This is a genomic window from Rathayibacter sp. AY1B6 (genome assembly GCF_002932755.1).
GTDB lineage: Bacteria > Actinomycetota > Actinomycetes > Actinomycetales > Microbacteriaceae > Rathayibacter.
In genome coordinates this window covers 32,909-50,623 of sequence record NZ_PSWL01000030.1, presented here as the reverse complement: position 1 = coordinate 50,623, position 17,715 = coordinate 32,909, and the positions used below count along the sequence as shown (strand labels likewise).

Sequence of the window (17,715 nt, the reverse complement as noted above, 5' to 3'; positions counted from 1 at the left end):
CCCGGACGCCGACTCCCCGTCCTCCTCCCCCGCCCGGCCTGCGGCGGCGGGGTCGGGCGTCTGAGCGGCGGTCCGCTCCTCCGTGTTCGTCATGGCTCCCATTGTCCTCCTCCGCACGGCCACGAGAGCCGCCGCAGGCCGGGCGGGGGAGGAGGACGGGGAGTCGGCGTCCGGGGAGGAGCGTCAGGACGCGTCCTTCACCATCCCGCGGACCGAGAGCTGGACGACCAGCGGCCGGTGGTCGCTTCCGGCGTCGTCGCGGTCGTCGACGACCTGGTAGCCCGAGACCTCCCAGCGTCCCGAGAAGAGGACGTGGTCGATCGGGGCGCCGAGCGCGGGCGGGACCGAGGACGGCCAGGTGCCCAGGGCGCCGCCGCCCGCGACGGTCCCCGCGTCGCGGCAGCCGCCCAGCGCGGCCGAGCCCGGCAGCCCGGTCCAGTGGTCGACGGTGGAGTTGAGGTCGCCGAGGACCACGACGTCCTCCTCCGCGGAGCAGAGCGCGGAGACCGAGAGCAGATCGCTCCGCCACTCCGCGAGGCGCGACGGGATCGGAGCCATGGTGTGCACCGCGGCGAGGACGGGGCGCTCGGGAGTGTCGGGGCGCGCGACGAGGGACGGCGTCGATCCGGTGACGACCGCGGCCGTGTCGACGGTGTACCCGCCGAGCGAGGGGGAGAGCAGCAGGGCCGCCCCGTCGTCGGCACCCGATCCGGCGTAGTGGAGGGTCATCGACATCCCCTGAGCGCTGAGCGCGTTCACGACGTCCTGCGCGTGCGTCTGCGAGACCTCGAGAAGGGCGATGCCGTCGACCGCGCTGTCCCGGGCGAGCGAGGCGATCGTGTCGACGGGCACGCCGTCGTGCAGCACGTTCCAGGCAGCGAGGCGCACGTCGGCGAGGCGGTGGGCGCGCGGAGCGGCGGAATCGTAGCCCCGCGCTCCCTGCACTCCCGCGAGCACGAGCGCGAAGACGACGCCGAGCGCCGCGAGAGCCAGCGCGAGGCGCCTGACCGGAGCGACGAGGACCGCGATCACGGTCAGGACCGCGGCGAGCCCGACGGCCGCCGCGCCCGTCGCGAGCCGGAACGGCACCAGCTGGGCGAAGGGGGCGTCGCGGGCGATCCCGAAGAAGCCGGGCGCCGCGACCACCAGCAGAGCGATCGCCACGATCACCGCCACCGCGGTCTTCACCAGTCTCGTCCCCATCGCGGCCCAGGCTACTAGGGCATCGGAGGGCTCGCAGGCGGCGCGTCTACGATGAGCCCATGCATGTCGACGGGGGCCGTTACGACCTCCACACCCACTCCGTCGTCTCCGACGGCACCGAGGCTCCGGCCGTCCTGGTGCGGGCCGCGGCCGCGGCCGGGCTCACCGGAGTGGCCCTCACCGACCACGACACGACCGGCGGCTGGGCCGAGGCGCTCGCCGCGGCCGAGGAGGCGGGGATCGACCTGCTGCCCGGGATGGAGCTCTCCTCCCGCGTCGGCTGGGCCAGCGTCCACGTCCTCGCGTACCTCGTCGATCCGGCGGATCCGGGGCTCCTGGCCGAGACCGCGCGCATCCGCTCGGCCCGCACGCACCGCGCGGAGGCGATCGTCACCGCGATCGCGGCCGACTACGACCTCACCTGGGACGACGTCCTCGCCCAGACCAGCCCGGGCACGACCATCGGGCGTCCGCACATCGCCGACGCTCTCGTCGCCCGCGGCCTGGCCACCGACCGCTCCGCGGCCTTCGCGGGGATCCTCGACTGGCGCGGCGGCTACTACCGCCCGCACTACGCGCCCGATCCGGTCGACGCCGTGCGCCTGGTCCGCGCGGCGGGCGGGGTCCCGGTCATCGCGCACCCGGCCGCGAGCGCCCGCGGGATCGCGGTCGAGTCGATCCTCCCGCAGCTCGTCGACGCCGGCCTCTTCGGCCTCGAGGTCGAGCATCGCGAGAACACGGCCGACGGCAAGCGCCGGCTGCGAGAGCTCGCCGAGCAGTACTCGCTCGTCACCACGGGCTCGAGCGACTACCACGGCACGGGCAAGCCGAACCGCCTGGGCGAGAACACGACCGCGCGCGCGACCGTCGACGCGATCCGCTCCTCCGCCCGCTGAGCCGCGGCGACCGCCGGGTCGCGGACGCCGTCGAGTCGCGGACAGCCGCTGAGACGCCGAGAGCCCGCCCTCCGCGACGGATCGCGAGGGACGGGCTCGGTGGCGCGGTGGCTCAGGCCTGGGCGTCGGGGCGCGGGGAGCGGCGGCGCGACCGGGTGCGGCGGCGCGGCTCGCTGTTGCCGTCGTGGTGCTCCTTGCTCTCGCTCGAGGGAGCGGGGCCGGTCTGCTGCGGAGCGGTCGAGTCGGCGGCGTCGGAGCGGGTGCGGCGGCGCGGCGGCCGGTCGCCCCGCTCGGAGCGCTCGCCCCGGTCGGAGCGCTCGCCCCGGTCCGGTCGGGCGTCGGCCTTCGCCTCGGCGGGGATCGGGGTCGGCTTCAGCCGTCCCTTGGTTCCCGCGGGGATGTCGAGGTCGGTGTAGAGGTGCGGCGAGGACGAGTAGGTCTCGACCGGGTCGGGCTGGCCGAACTCCAGCGCCCGGTTGATGAGGGCCCACTTGTGCAGGTCCTCCCAGTCGACGAAGGTCACCGCGATGCCGGTCTTGCCCGCGCGCCCGGTGCGGCCCACGCGGTGCAGGTAGGTCTGGTCGTCGTCCGGGATCGTGTGGTTGATCACGTGGGTGACGTCGTTCACGTCGATGCCGCGCGCGGCGACGTCGGTGGCGATCAGGATGTCCTTCTTGCCGGCCTTGAACGCCGCCATCGCGCGCTCGCGCTGCTCCTGGTTGAGGTCGCCGTGCACGGCGGCCGCGTTGAAGCCGCGGTCGTTGAGCTCCTCGACGATGCGGGCGGCGGCGCGCTTCGTGCGGGTGAAGATGACGGTCTTGCCGCGGCCCTCGGACTGCAGGATGCGCGCGATGACCTCGTCCTTGTCGAGCGAGTGCGCCCGGTAGACGATGTGCTTGATGTTCGCCTGCGTGATGCCCTCGTCGGGGTCGGTCGCGCGGATGTGGATGGGCTTGTTCATGAAGCGGCGCGCGAGCGCGACGATCGCGCCCGGCATCGTCGCCGAGAAGAGCATGGTGTGGCGGGTGGGCGGCGTCTGCGCGAACAGCTTCTCGATGTCCGAGAGGAAGCCCAGGTCGAGCATCTTGTCGGCCTCGTCGAGGACCATCACCTGCACGTTGGCGAGCGAGAGCAGGCGCTGCCCGGCGAGGTCGAGGAGGCGTCCGGGCGTGCCGACGACGATCTGGGCGCCGGCCTTCAGCTGCTCGATCTGGCCCTCGTAGGCCTTGCCGCCGTAGATGGAGACGATCTTGGTCGGCCGGTTGGAGGCGGCCAGCTCGATGTCCTCGGTGACCTGCACGGCGAGCTCGCGGGTCGGGACGACGATGAGCGCCTTGACGCCCGGCTCCGGGTCGGCGCCGAGGGCCTGGATGAGGGGGAGGCCGAAGCCGAAGGTCTTGCCGGTGCCGGTCTTGGCCTGGCCGATGATGTCCTGCTTCTGCAGGGCCAGGGGGATCGTCTGCTCCTGGATGGGGAACGGCTCGAGGATGCCCTTGGCGGCGAGTGCGGCGACGATGTCGTCGTCGATGGTGAGGTCGGAGAAAGTCACGGAGTGAAGCGCCTGTCGTGTCGAACGGTCCACGCCCCTGTACGACTCCGGGCGCAGGGTCACCGATCCAGCGCCGGTGACGTCCCGGCGAGTCTACTGCTCCCGGCCCCGTCGGCCCCGGAACCCCGCTCCTCCGGCGCCCTATGCTGAAGAAATGGCTGCCTGGTTCCGACGTCGACGTCCCCTGCTCGACGTGCCCCGCCTGACGCCGCGCGGGGAGTCGAGCCAGAAGCGCGACCGCGTCGACCTCGCCGACCTGACCCCCGAGGTGCTGCCCTACCTCGGCCAGGTCGCCTATCTCCAGCTCGCGGTGTTCGAGGTGCTGGCGCGCGCCGTCGCCGAGACCGACGACCTCGCGGACAAGGAGGCCATCTCCTCCGCGGCCGGTACGGCGCTCGCGAAGCACCACGCCGTCGTCGCCGAGCTGCGCCGCCGCGATGCGGAGCCCGGCGAGGCCATGGCGCCGTTCCGCCCCGCGATCGACACCTTCGAGCGGCTCACCCGCGGCGCGGATCTCCACGAGACGCTGCTCTCGGCGTACATCACGGCGGGCCTGCTCGACGACTTCTTCATCCGCCTCACCGGCGGGCTGCCCACCGACGTGGGGCCGCGCATCGCGCAGACCCTCGGCGCGGACACGGGCGTCGACGGCGTGATCACGATCCTCCGCCGCGAGATCGCCGCGGACGAGCGCCTGGGCTCGCGCCTGGCCGTCTGGGGACGCCGCCTGGTGGGCGACACCCTCCTCGTGGCGCGCTCCGCGCTGATGGGGTCGGGCAACCACGACTCCGACGAGTCGCGGATCGAGCCGGTGTTCACCGAGCTCATCGCCTCGCACACGCGGCGGATGGACGCGCTGGGGCTCACGGCCTGACCGTCCCCAGCGCGTCGCTGCGCCGGACTCCGGGAACGACGGAGGCGCGGAAGTCCGAGGACTCCCGCGCCTCCGGCTCGGATCAGGGGGCGACGCGTCCCGAGAGCATCGCCTGCAGGGAGGCCTCGTCGCGGCGGGCGCGAGTGCGCCCGAGCGAGAGGCCGACCGGGACGACGACCACGGCGGTCGCGACGAGGGACAGGACCCAGATCAGTCCGCCGTCCCACGGCAGGCCCGCCCAGGTCAGCGCGACCCAGACGACCGCGGCCACCAGGCCGCCGACCGCCGGGACCAGCACGGAGCCGTGCAGGTGCCGGTGCGGCAGCCCGTAGCGTGCGGCGAGACCGATCAGGACCCCGAACAGGGTGATGAAGAGGAGCTCCACGACGTGTCCGCCCGGGATGCTCTAGGCGACGAAGCCGACGCGGCGCGACTCCTCGGAGCCGACCTCGACGAAGGCGACGGTGGCGGTCGGGACGATGTAGATCTTGCCCTTCTCGTCGCGGAGGCGGAGGACGGCGGTGCCGGCCTCGAGAGCGGTGGTCACCGTCTTCTCGACCTCGGTCACGGACATCGACGACTCGAAGTTGAGCTCGCGCGGGGTGTTGACCATTCCAATACGGATTTCCACCAGCAGTGCCTTTCGGGAGGGGACGAGGCTGTCAGGATACGGGACCGCGCTCGGACGACCGCGCCGGTTTCGCGGTGAGCGGAGCGGGCGGCCGGAGCTCCCGGCGGGGACGGGCGGGAGTGTCGGACCCGGTGGCTACCGTGGTCGTGTGACCGCTCCCGCGACCCCCGCTCCCTCCACCGCAGCCCCCGTCGGCGAGGCGCTCCCGGGCGAGCCCGCGGTCGTGCTGGACGACTCCCAGCGCGCGGTGCTCGCGCTGCCCGAGGGCCGCAGCGCCGCCGTGCTCGGGGCGCCGGGGACGGGCAAGACCACGACGGTCGTCGAGCTGGTCGCCGAGCGCGTCCTCGAGCGGGGGTACCCGCCCGAGTCGGTCGTGGTGCTCGCGGCCAGCCGCACCGCCGCCACCGCCCTGCGCGACGTGCTCGCCCTGCGCCTGGGTGTGCCGACCCGGGGCCCGCTCGCCCGGACCGCGACCTCGCTCGCGTTCGAGGCGGTCACCTCCTCCGCCAAGGAGCGCGGCCTCGAGCGGCCGACCCTCCTGACCGGCGGCGAGCAGGACGCCCTCCTCTCCGAGCTCGTCGAGGGCCACCTGGAGGAGGGGACCGGGCCGCGGTGGCCGGAGGAGTTCAGCCCCGAGGTGCTGAGGCTCCGCACGTTCCGCACCGAGCTGCGCGAGTTCGGGATGCGGGCGACCGAGCACGGGCTCGACTCGGACGCGATCCGCGCCCTCGGGGTCGACGCCGAGCGCGGCGAGTGGAGCGCGGCGGCCGACGTGCTCGACGAGCTGCGCGAGGTGGTGGAGTGGATGGCGCCCCAGGCGGGCACCCGTCTGGACGCGGCGGAGTTCGCTGCCTACGCGGCCGAGGCGATCCGCGCGGGCGAGGGCGGCGAGCGGATCGACGCGCTGCGTCTCGTCGTCGTCGACGACCTCCAGGAGGCGAGCGAGTCGACGCTCGTGCTGCTGCGGGCGCTGACGGAGCGCGGGGCGACCGTGATCGCGCTGGGCGACCCCGACGTGGCGACCAGCGCCTACCGCGGCGCGGCCTCCGACACGCTCGGCCGGTTCGCCGCGAGCATCGGCGCGTCCGACGTCGAGACGCTGGTGCTCGCGCGGGTGCACCGCCACTCGGCCGCGCTGCGGGCGGTCGTGTCGGCCGCCACCGAGCGCATCGGCACCGCGGCGGCCGGCCGGCAGCGGGCGGCGGTCGCGGCTCGGGCCCCCGAGGCGGGTCCGGAGCCGGTGCTGGTGCTGCACGCGCCGACGGCGGCGCGCGAGGCGGCGACGGTGGCGCGGCTGCTGCGCGAGCGGCGGCTGCGCGACGGTGTTCCGTGGCGGCGGATGGCGGTCGTCGTGCGCTCCGGAGCCGCGGTCCAGCCGCTGGTGAAGGCGCTCGCCGTGGCGGAGGTGCCGACCCGCTCCGTGCTCGCCGGTCGGGCGCTGCGCGACGACCACGCGGCCCGGGCGCTGCTCGTGCTGGTCGGCGTCGCGATCGGCGAGCGGCCCCTCGACGCGGAGCTCGCGGCGGAGCTGCTGCTCGGCCCGTTCGGCGGGGTCGACCGGCTGGGACTGCGCCGGCTCCGCCTCGCGCTCCGGGCGGAGGAGCTCGCCGGCGGCGGCATCCGCGCGAGCGACCCGCTGCTGGTCGAGGCCCTCGCCGCGCCCGGCCGCTTCGCCACCATCGACTCCGCTCCCGCCCGGCAGGCCGAGCGGCTGGCCGTGACGATCGACCGGGTCCGCCGCCTGCACGGGGAGGGGGGCTCGATCGAGGAGCTCCTGTGGTCGGCGTGGGAGTCCAGCCGTGTCGCATCCTCCTGGCGCGAGCTCGCCCTCGGCACCGGCCTGACCGCCGCCGAGGCGAACCGCAACCTCGACGGCGTGGTCGCCCTCTTCAGCGCCGCGCGCCGGTTCGTGGAGCGGGCGACCGGGCACTCCGCGGTCGGCTTCGTCACCGAGATCCTCGAGGCGGAGGTCCCCGAGGACACGCTCGCGCCGCGCTCCGTCGAGGACGCGGTCCTCATCGGCACGCCCTCCTCCGTCGTCGGGCTCGAGTTCGACGTCGTGGTGGTCGCCCGGCTGCAGGACGGTGTCTGGCCCAACCTCCGCCAGCGCGGCTCGCTCCTCGATCCGGACGGCCTGCTGCGGCACGCCCGCGGCGAGGGCGGCCTGCCGCTCGACGCCCGCAAGGCCACTCTCGACGACGAGCTCCGGATGTTCGCCCTGGCCGCCTCGCGCGCCCGGCGGCAGCTGGTGCTCAGCGCCGTCGCGGGCGAGGACGAGACGCCCTCCCTCTTCTTCCGGCTCACCCCGCCGGACGCGCCGCGGCTCGATCCGGCCTCCGCGGTGCCGCTCACTCTGCGCGGGGCGGTGGCGGCGCTGCGCCGGACCGCCACCACGCCGGACTCGACCGAGGCTCCCGCCGCGATCCGAGGGCTCAGCGCCCTGGCGCTCGCAGAGGTCCCCGGCGCCGACCCGTCCTCCTGGTCCGGGGTGCTCGAGCCCTCGACCACGGAGCCGCTCTTCGACGTCGGCGACCCCGAGCGGCCCGTCTCCGTCTCGCCGAGCCGCCTCGAGGCCTTCGAGCGGTCCCCGCTGGACTGGTTCGTCGACGCCGTCTCCGGCTCCACGACGAGCACGGCGATGGGGGTCGGCACCCTCGTGCACTGGGTCCTCGAGAACGCCGAGCGGCCCGATCCGCAGGAGCTGTGGGCGGCCCTCGAGTCGCGATGGCCCGAGCTGGTCTTCGAGTCGCAATGGCTGGGCGAGCGGCAGAAGCGCGTCACGCGGCGGCTGATCGACGGCCTCGCGGGCTACCTCGCCGACTTCGAGCGCGGGGGAGGCGTGGTGCTCGGCCGCGAGCAGCAGTTCGAGCTCGACGTCCCGCCCGCCCGCGTTCGCGGATCCATCGACCGCGTCGAGCGCGCCGCCGACGGCTCCGTCACGATCGTCGATCTCAAGACGGGCCGCAGCACGCCCCGGAAGGACGACATCGCCGAGCACGCGCAGCTGGGCAGCTACCAGCTCGCCGTCGCCGAAGGGGCGATCGAGGCGGCCGACCCGGCCGACGGGGGAGGCGCCAAGCTGCTCTTCGTGGCGACGGGCGTGCGCGGGAAGCCGTACCGCGAGGTGGTCCAGGAGCGCTTCGGCGAGGAGGAGCTGGAGCGGTTGCGCGAGCGCGTCCGCGCCGCGGCGCTGGGCATGGCGGCGGCGGGCTTCTCGGGCCTGCTCGACGCGACCCCGTTCTCGCCCGGCGACGCTCTGCGGTACCGCATCCACGCGGTGCCCGAGGTCCCGGGCGACGGCCTCCTGGCGATCGACGAGATCGACGACGCGGACGACCTCGAGGACTCCGAGGACCCGGATCCCGGTGCGCCGGCCGATCCTTCCGCACCCGCAAGGCGGCGGCCGAGCTCGGCGAGCGCATCGGACGGAGGATCGACCAGCTCGGCGCGGCGGGCCTGCTCCCGCTCGCGCCAGGGCAGACGACGCCCGACCCGTTCGAGGCCGCCACCGTCTCGACCTACAACGCCTTCGCGAACACGATCTTCCGCGACAACGCCGCCCTGATCGGCCGCGAGGGGGACGCGACCGTGCTCTCCGAGGCCTCCGCCTGGCATCTCGCGCGGGGAGTCGTGGCCGACACGGCCGATCCGCGCATCCTCGAGGTGGAGGCCGGGATCGACCGGCTGACCGACCTCGTCGTCTCGCTCGCGCACGACCTCGCCGACAACCTCGCCGATCCGGCCGCGGTCGCGGCGTTCGCCGAGGACTTCCTCCGCCTGGGCGAGCTGCCGCGCGGAGGCAGCGGCTCGGGGCTCTACCGCGAGCTCGAGAAGGCGCTGCAGGCCGTGGGCGCGCTGCCGGTGCTGACGGCGCTCGCCGAGCGGTTCCAGGAAACGAAGGCCGAGCGCGGCTTCGTCGAGTTCTCGGACCAGGTCGCCCTCGCGCTGAGGATCGTCGACCGGGTGCCGCGGATCGTGGACGAGCACCGCGCGAGGTACCGGGTGGTGCTCCTCGACGAGTACCAGGACACCTCCGTGCTGCAGACCCGCCTCCTCTCGCGGCTCTTCGCCGGGCAGGGAGTGATGGCCGTGGGCGACCCGCACCAGTCGATCTACGGCTGGCGCGGTGCGAGCGCCGAGGGGCTCGGCCGTTTCGGCACCGATTTCGGGGGAGCGGGCCGCTTCTCCCTCAGCACGAGCTGGCGCAACGGCCGCCGCGTGCTGACCGCCGCGAACGCGATCGTGGAGCCGCTGTCGGCGGGGAGCGCGGTCGCGGTCGACACGCTGAGCGCGGGTCCGCAGGCCTCCGAGCACCCGGTCGAGCTCACCTTCCCCGAGACGATCGAGGAGGAGGCGGACGACGTCGCCGCCTGGTTCGCCGGGCGCCTGCATCAGAGCGCCGAGCCGCCGTCGGCCGCGGTGCTCTTCCGGGTGCGCGCGCACATGGACCGCTTCGCCGCCGCGCTCGCGAAGCACGGCGTCCGGTACCACATCCTCGGCATCGGAGGCCTGCTGCGGCAGCCCGAGATCGCCGACCTCGTCGCCGCGCTCACCGTGGTCGAGGACCCGGCCGCCGGCAGCGAGCTCGTCCGCCTCCTGGCCGGCGCCCGCTGGCGTCTGGGGGTCCGCGACCTCAAGGCGCTGCGCGACCTCGCCTCGTGGCTCGCGGCGCGCGACCACGCGCACCGGCTGCTCCCGGAGGAGGTGCGCGAGCGGATGCGCGCCTCCGTCACCGAGGGCGAGGGCGGCTCGATCATCGAGGCCCTCGACTTCATCGCGGCGCGCCGCCCCGGTGACGACGGGCGGATCGACCACTCCGCGCTCGGCGGGTTCAGCGCCGAGGGCCTGCGGCGCCTGCATGAGGCGGGCACCCTGTTCGCCCGGCTGCGCGCCCGGGCCGGGCTCGACCTCCTCGACTTCGTCACCCTGGTCGAGCAGGAGCTGGGCCTGGACATCGAGGTCGAGGCGAACGAGTCGCGCGGGGACGGCCGCGCCAACCTCGAGGCGTTCCGCGAGGCGGTGGCCGGGTACCTGCAGACGGACGACCGCGGCGCCGGCACCGGGTCCTCCCTCCGCGGATTCCTCCGCTGGCTCGTCCTCGCGGACAAGCGCGACGGCCTGGCCCCGCGACCGGAGGACCCGGAGCCGGGGACGGTGCAGCTGCTGACGATCCACGGCTCCAAGGGCCTGGAGTGGGACCTCGTCGCCGTCCCGAGGATGGTCGACGGCGAGCTCCCCGGCACGCCGGTCGAGGGCTTCCGCGGCTGGGTCAGGCTGGGCGCGATGCCCTACGCGTTCCGCGGCGACGCCGCCGAGCTCCCCGATCTCGCCTGGCGCGGCTGCAGCACGCAGAAGGAGGTCGTCGACGCGATCGGAGCGTTCGGCGACACTCTCCGCGAGCGCAACGAGGCGGAGGAGCGGCGTCTCGCCTACGTGGCCGTCACGCGGGCGCGTCACCACCTCCTGCTCAGCGGCTCGTGGTGGGCCGGCCAGGCGAAGCCGCGCGGACCGGGCGTCTTCCTCCGCGACCTCGAGGAGGCCGGAACGATCCCGCCGCTGCCGACCGAGCCCGCGAGCGAGGAGAACCCGCTCGAGCGGGCCCCGCGCACGTTCCGCTGGCCGCACGATCCGCTCGGCTCCCGCGGCGACCGGGTCCGCGCCGCCGCCGCCCGGGTCTGCAGCGCCGAGCCCGCCCTGCTCGGAGCGCGCGGCGACGACATCCGCCTGCTGCTCGCCGAGCGGGCGGTGCGGCTGGCCGGGGGCGAGCGGACCCCGCTGCCCACCCGCATCCCCGCCTCCCGGTTCAAGGACATCGTCAGCACGCCGGACGAGGTCGCGGCGCAGCTGCGCCGGCCGATGCCGGAGCGCCCCTACCGGCAGACCCGGCTCGGCACGACCTTCCACTCCTGGGTCGAGAACCGCTTCGGCGTCCAGGGCGGGGCCGAGGCGGTCGACACCTTCCCCGACGAGCTCGACGACGCCGGTCCCGCGAGTGTCGAGCAGGAGCGGCTCGACGCCCTGATCGCGACCTTCGAGCGCTCGGAGTGGGCCGACCGGCGCCCGGAGGCGGTCGAGATCGAGATCCACCTCCAGCTCGCCGGCCATGTCGTCGTCTGCAAGCTCGACGCGGTGTACCCGACGGAGGACGGCGTGCAGATCGTCGACTGGAAGACCGGGCGGGCGCCGAAGGACGCCGCCGACCTCGAGCTCAAGCAGTTCCAACTCGCGCTGTACCGGCTCGCCTACTCGCGCTGGCGGGGAGTGCCGCTCGAGAGCGTCGACGCCGTGTTCTACTTCGTCGCCGACGACCTCGTGCTGCGGCCCGAGCGGTTCTACTCCGAGCGCGAGCTCGCGGAGTCGCTCTCCTCGGCGACGGGAGCGAGCCCGCGGCCGTGAGCGGAGGAGCCCGTGCGGGCTCCCGGCGTGCGGTTGAGCAGCTCCTCGACCTCCGAGACCTCCAGCACCGGGCCGGTGTCGGTCGAGAGGGGCGCGGAGAGGTCGCCGAGCACGCTGTCGACCAGCGTGTCCAGCATCGCGACCGCGTCGTCCACGATGGCGGAGTCGTCGGTCTCGGTGCCGTGCAGCAGCCAGCGGGCGAGCTCGAGCTCGGCGTAGAGCTGGGCGCGCTGGCGGATCGTGCGGTCCACCGCTCCCGCGCGCATCCGGGAGTAGGCCGAGAGCGCCGTCTCGGAGCCCGGGGCGCTCAGCAGCCAGTGCAGGTCGCGCGCCGGGTCGCCGACCCGCAGTGCCGCCCAGCCGAGCACGGCCGCGACCACGTCGCCCGAGCGGAGGAAGGAGTCGGCCGTCATCGAGCCGTTCACCACGGTCGGGTCGAACTGCCAGAGCGCCTCGTCGGAGGAGGCCGACTCCCAGCGCGCGACGAGCGCCGCCGGGACGTGGCCGGTGTCGGCCGCGCGCTCGATCACGGCGACCGTCTCGTTCACGCTGTCGCGCGCGGTCGCGATCGGCAGGCCCGCCTCCTGGACGAACGACACCGGGAGCGAGTGGATCGCTCCGACGGCCCGGCCGATCGAGTCGGCGAGCCCGCTCTGCGCGGCCACGTCGTCGATGAGGACGCGGTCGCCCTCGAGGTACTCGTAGACGACCGCGCGGGTGCCGTCGAACGGCGTCTGCCCCACGCTCTCCTGCAGATCGAACGGCAGTCGGCTGCGGATGCCGGCGGTCAGCGCCCGGAGCGCGACGAGGTCGCCGAGCTGCTCCTGCTCCGCCAGCGCGGACGTCGGCACGCGCACGACGAGGCGGGCGCCCTCGCGCGTCGTCAGCAGGGCGGAGTCGAAGTCGCCGTGCGTCGAGGACGTGAAGGGGCGCGCGGAGCGGACGTCGAGGCCCTCGACGGCCGAGGTGGCCAGCGCGGCTAGAGTGAGATGGGATCTGGCCATGGTTTCCAGGGTAGGCGGCTCGTGCCCGGCCGGCCCGCCGCCACGCGCTGTCCCGCCGATGCCGTCGAAGGCCCGCGACAGCGGTCCTCGCGGCCCCCGTCACGAAATGAGCCCCGGATGTCACTGCCCTTCGCCGATCGCCTCCCGCTCTCGCGACAGGCGGCCGATCGCGACGGCGTCGGACGCTCGCGGCCCGCGCTCTTCGACGAGCTGCTCGCCGATCCCGCCACCCGCGTGCTCGTCCTGCACCACGACCGGACCCTGGTCGAGGCCGACAGCCTCCTCCTGCGCCGCCCCGAGGACGTGACCGCCGGCACCCTCCGGATCTACCTCGGCCGCACACTCGCGGAGGCCCCCGGCGAGCCGGTCGGCACCCCCGTGATCGCGACGGTCCTCACCGACGCGGCCGCCGCCGAGCTCGAGCCCGACGAGGAGCGGTGGAGCGGCCTGCGCCCGATCGCCGAGCGCCTGAGCGACCGCGACGCGGGCCTGTTCACCGAGGCCCTCGCCATCGCGAACTGGCACGCCTCGCACGGCTACTCGCCCCGCAACGGCGATCCGACCGTCGTCGAGCAGGGCGGCTGGGTCCGCCGCTCGCCCACCGACGGCAGCCAGGTCTTCCCGCGGACCGACCCGGCGATCATCGTCTGCGTCCTCGACGCGGACGACCGGCTCCTCCTCGGCTCGAACGCGATGTGGGGCACCGGCCGCTTCTCCCTCCTCGCCGGCTTCGTCGAGCCGGGCGAGTCGCTCGAGGCCGCCGTGATCCGTGAGATCGGCGAGGAGTCGGGCATGCGCGTCGTCGACCCGCAGTACCTGGGCTCGCAGCCCTGGCCCTTCCCCGCCTCCCTCATGGTCGGCTTCACCGCCCGCCTCGCCGAGGACCAGTCCCCGGAGGACCTGCTCCCGGACGGCGAGGAGATCGTCGAGCTGCGCTGGTTCACCCGGCAGCAGCTGCACGACTCCCTCGAGTCCGTGCTGCTGCCCGGCCGCTCGTCCATCGCCCGCGCGATGATCGAGGACTGGTACGGAGGCGAGCTGGAGAACGGCCCGATCGCGTGACCCTGCTCGACGGACTCGACGAGGGGCAGCGCGAGGCGGCGGAGGCGCTGCTGGGACCGGTCTGCGTCCTCGCGGGCGCGGGCACCGGCAAGACCCGGACGATCACGCACCGCATCGCTCACGGAGTGGCGACCGGCGTCTACACGCCGGGCCGCGTCATGGCCCTGACCTTCACCAGCCGCGCCGCGGCCGAGCTGCGCTCGCGCCTGCGGGTGCTCGGCGCCGGCGGCGTCCAGGCCCGCACCTTCCACGCCGCCGCCCTCTCGCAGCTCGGCTACTTCTGGCCGCAGCTGGTGGGGGGCACGATGCCCCAGCTTCTCGACGGCAAGGCCCGCCTGCTCGGGCACGCGGCCGAGCGGCTCCGCCTGAAGCTCGACACGGCGACGCTCCGCGACCTCTCGGCCGAGATCGAGTGGCGGAAGGTGTCCGCCCTCTCCCTCGAGCAGTACGCCGTCGCCGCCCGCACGCGCCCCCTGCCCGGACGGCTCACCCTGGAGCAGACGGTCGCGCTCGTGGACGAGTACGAGGGGCTGAAGGACCAGCGCCGCCAGATCGACTTCGAGGACGTCCTGCTCGTGACCGCCGGGATGCTCGAGTCCGAGCCCGCGATGGCGATGCAGGTGCGCGAGCAGTACCGCTTCTTCGTCGTCGACGAGTACCAGGACGTCTCGCCGCTGCAGCAGCGGCTCCTGGAGCTCTGGCTCGGCGACCGGAGCGACCTCTGCGTCGTCGGCGACGCCAGTCAGACCATCTACTCCTTCGCGGGTGCGCGGGCCGACTACCTCCTCGACTTCCCGTCCCGCTGGCCGGCCGCCACCGTCGTGCGCCTGGAGGAGAACTACCGCTCGGCCGTGCCGATCGTGCAGACCGCGAACCGCCTCATGCGGGGCAGGCCCGGCGCGCTCTCGCTCCACGCCGTCGCCGCGGCCGAGGCGCCGGAGCCCGCGATCGACGCCTACCCGGACGACATCGCGGAGGCGCGCGGCATCGCGGCGCGGGTCGCGGCCGACATCGAGGCGGGGGTGCGCCCCTCCGACATCGCCGTGCTCTTCCGCACCAACAGCCAGTCGGCGGTCATCGAGCACGCCCTGCACGAGCGGGGAGTGAGCGCGCACATGCGCGGCGGCAAGCGCTTCTTCGACCTCCCCGAGGTGAAGCAGGCCGTGATGCAGCTGCGCGCGGCGTCCGTGTCGATCAGCGGCGAGCCGCTGTTCAAGTCGGTGAGCGACGTCCTCCGCTCGCTCGGCTGGAGCGCCGAGCCGCCGTCGGCGCCCGGTGCGGTGCGCGACCGGTGGGAGTCGCTGGACACGCTGGCCCGCCTCGTCGACGAGGCTCCTTCCGGATGGACCTTCCGGCAGTTCACCGACGACCTGATCGCGCGCCAGCAGGTGCATCACGAGCCGGACCGCGGCGCGGTCACCCTCGCCACGCTGCACTCGGCGAAGGGCCTCGAGTGGGAGTCGGTGCACCTGATGGGGCTCGCCGAGGGTCTGCTGCCGATCTCGTACGCCGCCGGCCTCGAGGCGATCGACGAGGAGCGGCGCCTCCTCTACGTCGGCATCACCCGGGCCCGCCTGCGCCTGCGCCTGTCGTGGGCGCGCTCGACGGTCGGCCGCGTCACGCGGAGGGAGCCGTCGCGCTTCCTCGAAGAGCTCGGCACGCGCACTCGGGGTGCGGCTCCCGCTCCCGCACGGTGAAGGCTCCGGAGGCGTCGCTGTAGATCCGCTCGGCCGCGCGGAGCCCGCGCCAACCCGCGAGGAGCCGCCGCAGCACGGCGTCGGCGGCCGCCACGGCGATCGCCGCGCCGGCGAGGGGCGTGCGAGTGGGAGCCGAGCGGCCGAGCACCTGGATCACGAGGCGCGCGCGATCCGGATCGAGGTCCATGCGGTCCCGCTCGGCGCAGTGCAGGCACGGTCCGGACCCCGGCTCCACCAGGGGTCCGAGGCGCACCGATTCGTCGCCGAACACGACCGCCAGGTGCGGCACGTCGGCCGCGAGCCAGTGCGCGGCGCGGACGGGGGCGACGGCGAAGTCGGCGATCAGGACGGCGAGGTCCGGCGTCCCGTCGTCGGCGAGCAGCGAGCAGCCCTCGCTCCGGAGCAGTGTTCGCAGTGCGTCCGGTGCCGCGCCCGTCCCCTCGACGACGACCCGCGGTGCCGGGGGAGGGCCGGGCTCGATGCTGCGCAGCAGGACCGGCCGGAGCGCCTCGAGCACCTCGTCGACCCGCGCCTCGCTCGCTCCGGCGCGCGTCGCGATCAGGCGGACGGTGCCGGCGCTGGTGCCCACGCGGAGCGCGTCGAGCAGGAGCTCCTCCGGGTAGCCGACGCCGTCCAGGACCGCGTGCGGACGGTCCAGGCCGAGCTGCACCGCGGTCGCGGAGCGCCAGAGCAGAGGGAGTCGAGGATCGAGCCGGAGCACCATCCGGCGATCATGGCCGAGACCGGCCCGGCGCCGCGGGAGTTGTCCACAGGCGGGCGCCGGACGGGGATCAGACGGGGCGGTCGCCCGTGGGGGAGGAGCCGCGGTCGTCGTCGTCCGGCGAGCCGGCGTCGTCGGCCGTGTCCGGAGCGTCTCCGGAGGCACCGTCGCGCTCGCGCGGCATCGTGCCGTTCAGCAGGTCCTCCAGCGCGCGGTCCATCTCGTCGGGCTCCGGGGTCTCGCCGCGGGCCTCGGCCGTGAGCCGGGCGACGAGCGCGCTCGGGTCGTCCAGGTCCTCCGAGCCGGGGAGCAGGTCGGGGTGCGACCAGAGCGAGTCGCGGGCCTCGGGCCCGACGGCGTCGGTCACGGCCTGCCACATCGCGGCGGCCTCGCGGAGGCGGCGCGGGCGCAGCTCCAGGCCGACGAGGGTCGCGAAGGCGGACTCGGCCGGTCCGCCGGAGGCGCGGCGGCGACGGACCGTCTCGGCGATCGCCCCGGCGCTGGGCAGGCGCGTGGTCGCCGCCGCGGTGACGACGTCGACCCAGCCCTCGATGAGGGCGAGGACGGTCTCGAGCCGGCCGTGCGCGGCGAGCTGCTCCTCCGTCTTCGGCGGGATGAGCGCGCCGGAGGTCATCGCGTCGCGGAGCTCCTCGGGGTTCGACGGGTCGAAGCCCTCGGCCAGCTCCTCGAGGCGGGTGGTGTCGATGCTGATCCCGCGCGCGAAGTCGGTGATCTGCGAGATGAGGGCGAGGCGGAGCCACTTGCCGTGGCGGAACAGGCGGGCGTGCGCGAGCTCGCGGACCGCCAGGTACAGCTGCACCTGGTCCAGCGGGATGTCGAGGCCCTCGCCGAACGCGGCGACGTTCTGCGGCAGGATCGCCGCGTCGTTCTCCTCCAGCAGCGGGATGCCGATGTCGCCGCCCGAGACGACCTCGGCGGCGAGCTGCCCGACGACCTGGCCCAGCTGCAGGGCGAACAGGGTGCCGCCGATCCCGCGCATCATGCCCTCGGCGCCGGCGATCATCGCCTGCATCTCCTCCGGGGCCTGCTCGCGGAGCACGCGGGTCAGCGCGTCCGAGATGCTCAGCGCCACCGGCTCGGCGAGCTGGGTCCAGACCGGCATCGTCAGGGAGATCCACTCGAGGCGGCTGATCGAGCGCGGCGTGCGGCTCAGCTCGGAGACGTACGCGACCTCGTCCAGCCAGAGCGCGGCGACGCCGAAGGCCGCGTCGATCGGCGCCCGCACGGAGTCGGACACCGGCGCGGACTCGGCGCGCGCGAGCTGCTTCGCCTGCTCGAGCGAGAGCGTCCAGTTGACGCCGCCGTCGCCGTTCTGCTGCATCGCGCTCTGCAGCTGCGAGAGCAGGTTCTGCAGGGCTACCGGATCGTTCGGCAGGCCCGCCGCACCGGCGAGCTGCGAGGGGTCGACCGGGCCGTTCCCCGAGAGGAACTGCCGCAGCATCTCCCGGAACTCGTCCTCGGAGCCGCCGCCCGCTCGGTCCGCACTGTCGCCATCGGCCATCGGGATCAGCCCTCCGTCGCTCACGTGAATCCGGTCGCCGCACCGCTTCCGCGGCCCTGCACGGGGCGCCGGTTCCGGCGCGACTCCCAGTCGTGCAAGCTACGTTAGCCCGAGCGCCCGGGGCCTCGGCGTGCAGAGCACCGCTCGGGCCCAGCCCGCT

Annotated in this window: 13 protein-coding genes and 1 pseudogene; 7 read left to right on the top strand and 7 right to left on the bottom strand. The window is 74.6% G+C overall.

Going from position 1 to position 17,715, the window contains the following annotated elements:
• Positions 1–183: 183 nt before the first annotated feature.
• Complete coding sequence (locus tag C5D08_RS14620) at positions 184–1,203, bottom strand: endonuclease/exonuclease/phosphatase family protein (RefSeq protein ID WP_104277656.1); 1,020 nt, start codon at positions 1,201–1,203, stop codon at positions 184–186.
• Between the two features lie 59 nt (positions 1,204–1,262).
• Here C5D08_RS14620 and C5D08_RS14615 point away from each other — a divergent pair, with 59 nt between their 5' ends.
• Positions 1,263–2,099 (top strand): PHP domain-containing protein, encoded by an 837-nt coding sequence (locus C5D08_RS14615; RefSeq protein WP_104277655.1) that lies wholly within the window; start codon positions 1,263–1,265, stop codon positions 2,097–2,099.
• Positions 2,100–2,211: 112 nt separating this feature from the next.
• Here C5D08_RS14615 and C5D08_RS14610 read toward each other — a convergent pair whose 3' ends face one another.
• Positions 2,212–3,648 carry a DEAD/DEAH box helicase gene (locus C5D08_RS14610; RefSeq protein WP_104277654.1) on the bottom strand — a complete coding sequence of 479 codons (1,437 nt, stop codon included), beginning with the start codon at positions 3,646–3,648 and terminating at the stop codon, positions 2,212–2,214.
• 154 nt (positions 3,649–3,802) lie between these two features.
• Here C5D08_RS14610 and C5D08_RS14605 point away from each other — a divergent pair, with 154 nt between their 5' ends.
• The gene (locus C5D08_RS14605; protein ID WP_104277653.1) at positions 3,803–4,522 is read left to right on the top strand and encodes a ferritin-like fold-containing protein; all 720 of its coding nucleotides are present in this window, start codon (positions 3,803–3,805) and stop codon (positions 4,520–4,522) included.
• Positions 4,523–4,604: 82 nt separating this feature from the next.
• Here C5D08_RS14605 and C5D08_RS14600 read toward each other — a convergent pair whose 3' ends face one another.
• Positions 4,605–4,907: a hypothetical protein gene (locus C5D08_RS14600; RefSeq protein ID WP_104277652.1), complete on the bottom strand. Its 303-nt coding sequence runs from the start codon at positions 4,905–4,907 to the stop codon at positions 4,605–4,607.
• Between the two features lie 21 nt (positions 4,908–4,928).
• Entirely contained in the window at positions 4,929–5,153 is a 225-nt protein-coding gene (locus tag C5D08_RS14595) for a DUF3107 domain-containing protein (RefSeq protein ID WP_104277651.1), read from the bottom strand.
• A gap of 148 nt (positions 5,154–5,301) precedes the next feature.
• Between C5D08_RS14595 and C5D08_RS14590 the strand changes: the two genes are divergently transcribed.
• The 3 genes and pseudogenes from C5D08_RS14590 to C5D08_RS17410 all read left to right on the top strand — a co-directional run bounded on the left by C5D08_RS14590 (position 5,302) and on the right by C5D08_RS17410 (position 11,549).
• Positions 5,302–8,718 (top strand): ATP-dependent DNA helicase, encoded by a 3,417-nt coding sequence (locus C5D08_RS14590; RefSeq protein ID WP_258067419.1) that lies wholly within the window; start codon positions 5,302–5,304, stop codon positions 8,716–8,718.
• Positions 8,601–9,260 (top strand): annotated as a pseudogene (locus C5D08_RS17415) (UvrD-helicase domain-containing protein); the annotation flags it as partial. The gene C5D08_RS14590 and the pseudogene C5D08_RS17415, both read left to right, overlap by 118 nt.
• The gene (locus C5D08_RS17410; protein WP_308471635.1) at positions 9,237–11,549 is read left to right on the top strand and encodes an ATP-dependent DNA helicase; all 2,313 of its coding nucleotides are present in this window, start codon (positions 9,237–9,239) and stop codon (positions 11,547–11,549) included. The pseudogene C5D08_RS17415 and the gene C5D08_RS17410, both read left to right, overlap by 24 nt.
• Here C5D08_RS17410 and C5D08_RS14580 read toward each other — a convergent pair.
• Positions 11,486–12,553 (bottom strand): phosphotransferase, encoded by a 1,068-nt coding sequence (locus tag C5D08_RS14580; protein WP_104224838.1) that lies wholly within the window; start codon positions 12,551–12,553, stop codon positions 11,486–11,488. The genes C5D08_RS17410 and C5D08_RS14580 overlap by 64 nt on opposite strands.
• A gap of 117 nt (positions 12,554–12,670) precedes the next feature.
• On the opposite strand from C5D08_RS14580, the gene nudC reads away from it, so the two are divergent.
• Positions 12,671–13,615 (top strand): NAD(+) diphosphatase, encoded by a 945-nt coding sequence (gene nudC / locus C5D08_RS14575; protein WP_104277650.1) that lies wholly within the window; start codon positions 12,671–12,673, stop codon positions 13,613–13,615.
• Positions 13,612–15,312 (top strand): ATP-dependent helicase, encoded by a 1,701-nt coding sequence (locus tag C5D08_RS14570; protein ID WP_104277649.1) that lies wholly within the window; start codon positions 13,612–13,614, stop codon positions 15,310–15,312. The genes nudC and C5D08_RS14570 overlap by 4 nt, the downstream gene beginning before the upstream one ends.
• Here C5D08_RS14570 and C5D08_RS14565 read toward each other — a convergent pair.
• The gene (locus tag C5D08_RS14565) at positions 15,233–16,036 is read right to left on the bottom strand and encodes a hypothetical protein (RefSeq protein WP_104277648.1); all 804 of its coding nucleotides are present in this window, start codon (positions 16,034–16,036) and stop codon (positions 15,233–15,235) included. The genes C5D08_RS14570 and C5D08_RS14565 overlap by 80 nt on opposite strands.
• A 67-nt stretch (positions 16,037–16,103) precedes the next feature.
• Entirely contained in the window at positions 16,104–17,555 is a 1,452-nt protein-coding gene (locus C5D08_RS14560; protein ID WP_104277662.1) for a zinc-dependent metalloprotease, read from the bottom strand.
• Positions 17,556–17,715 lie beyond the last annotated feature (160 nt).

Coding starts and splice junctions, on each gene's coding strand:
- C5D08_RS14620 (WP_104277656.1), bottom strand. CDS start 1,203: ATGGGGACGAGACTGGTGAAGACCGCGGTGGCGGTGATCGTGGCGATC.
- C5D08_RS14615 (WP_104277655.1), top strand. CDS start 1,263: ATGCATGTCGACGGGGGCCGTTACGACCTCCACACCCACTCCGTCGTC.
- C5D08_RS14605 (WP_104277653.1), top strand. CDS start 3,803: ATGGCTGCCTGGTTCCGACGTCGACGTCCCCTGCTCGACGTGCCCCGC.
- C5D08_RS17410 (WP_308471635.1), top strand. CDS start 9,237: ATGGCCGTGGGCGACCCGCACCAGTCGATCTACGGCTGGCGCGGTGCG.
- C5D08_RS14580 (WP_104224838.1), bottom strand. CDS start 12,553: ATGGCCAGATCCCATCTCACTCTAGCCGCGCTGGCCACCTCGGCCGTC.
- nudC (WP_104277650.1), top strand. CDS start 12,671: ATGTCACTGCCCTTCGCCGATCGCCTCCCGCTCTCGCGACAGGCGGCC.
- C5D08_RS14565 (WP_104277648.1), bottom strand. CDS start 16,036: ATGGTGCTCCGGCTCGATCCTCGACTCCCTCTGCTCTGGCGCTCCGCG.
- C5D08_RS14560 (WP_104277662.1), bottom strand. CDS start 17,555: ATGGCCGATGGCGACAGTGCGGACCGAGCGGGCGGCGGCTCCGAGGAC.